Origin of the sequence: Bartonella sp. CL435QHHD (assembly GCF_042195095.1) — a bacterium.
In the GTDB taxonomy this organism is placed as follows: domain Bacteria; phylum Pseudomonadota; class Alphaproteobacteria; order Rhizobiales; family Rhizobiaceae; genus Bartonella.
This window is the reverse complement of the sequence record NZ_JBHINS010000074.1, coordinates 1-1470: the sequence shown is the minus strand read 5'-3', so window position 1 is coordinate 1470 and position 1470 is coordinate 1. Positions and strand designations below refer to the sequence as shown.

General features: G+C 40.4%; 2 protein-coding genes. Both read right to left on the bottom strand.

Features of this window, described 5'->3' with window-relative positions; all coding sequences use genetic code 11:
* Entirely contained in the window at window positions 1–870 is an 870-nt protein-coding gene (locus ACFILH_RS05845) for a toprim domain-containing protein (protein WP_375667506.1), read from the bottom strand.
* A gap of 100 nt (window positions 871–970) precedes the next feature.
* Window positions 971–1252: a helix-turn-helix transcriptional regulator gene (locus ACFILH_RS05840; RefSeq protein WP_375667504.1), complete on the bottom strand. Its 282-nt coding sequence runs from the start codon at window positions 1250–1252 to the stop codon at window positions 971–973.
* Window positions 1253–1470 lie beyond the last annotated feature (218 nt).

The following is a 1470-nucleotide window of genomic DNA, read 5'->3' as shown; positions in this document are numbered from 1 at the left end:
TTAAGAAAGTAATACGTTATTAAAATCGGTTCCTTTTGGAGCTTGCATCATAAAGACCTCAAAGCCTTGTCTATAGGCACGTGCAGCGAGGGTAAAACCTGCTTTACGACCAGCCTCATCGCCATCCATTGCAATTGTCAGACGCCCTTTTGTAGGAGGTAAATTCACATGCATCATGCCATGGGTTGAAAGGGACGCCCATAAATTAACGGGCTCTGATAACAACCCAGACAGCAGAGACAGCCCCGTTTCAATGCCTTCACAAATAACCAGATGTTTGGGATTGTCTTGGCTTAAATGCACCCCACCACCCATTACAGATCCCAACATGGCTTTTGCTGGTTTTTGGTCTGTTTTGCAGCCATTGGCTTGTAAAAAGGTTCTATGAATGGCAAAGGAACCAGCCCCCTTAACAAGAGCAATCAACGCGGGCAATGTACCCCCAGAGGGGTGTAGACATTTGTCGTAAAAGCGTAAATCAGCAGGCAAATCACACATGATCCCCCGCATGCGTAAATAGGTTTCTGCTAAAGTATTTTTGATTGGTTGGCTTTGTTGCCAAATTACTTTTGCTCTCTCTGCTTTCCTTTTTGCTTGTTTGAGATCAGCACAAAACTGTTTTGAGAAAGAAAGCGTATGAGCATAAGCTTGTTTTCCAAGCAACCCAATTCTAATAAGCGCTTGTATGATCTCTCTAAAAGAGCAACCAGCATAACAATAGAGTAAAAGACGCCCATCATGTCCATTGGTAAGGGATAAGCTAAGCAGCCTATCATCATGAGCAGGGCAACGGGCTGTTCCATAACGCCCATGCCAAGTACCGCGCAAGGCACGTGTGATACCTTGCGCATTCTTAAAAGAACACATCATTTTTAATCCTATAACGTTGCGTCACAGGACGGATTGTGCTATCTCTAGGGTGATGAGTTTGAGAAAGCCTTGTCCGTTTTTACGTGACAAGGTTTTCTTTTTATGCCGCGTCGTTATAACGTTGCTGTTTTGCTTGCTCGATGACATTCAAAAGATCTGATTGTAACCAACGCGATAAAAAACCAAATTTTAAAGGTTTTGGGAGAGAGCCATTGGTTACATGACGGCGAAATNGATCTGATTGTAACCAACGCGATAAAAAACCAAATTTTAAAGGTTTTGGGAGAGAGCCATTGGTTACATGACGGCGAAATGTTGAGACACTCATATGAAGCAATTTTGCACTTTCACGGTCTGTCAAAAGAATATCATTTTCTGTCATTCTAAAATCCTTTCATTCTCAAAAAATAGAAACAAATCATAACCATTTATTAACCACATTTTAGTTCACTTTTGAAGGTATTTTATTTATAGAAAACAATATTTTATCATACAATTTTTGATGTGATAATTTATGACTCTTATTGAGAAAGAATGAGAGAGAAGAGAGCTAAAGTTATCCACAGATAATGGGGTTATTCACCCCATATCTTAAGATTG

What these genes read in the sequence shown, in the direction of transcription:
- ACFILH_RS05845 (WP_375667506.1), bottom strand. Translation starts at nt 870, where the DNA reads ATGATGTGTTCTTTTAAGAATGCGCAAGGTATCACACGTGCCTTGCGC.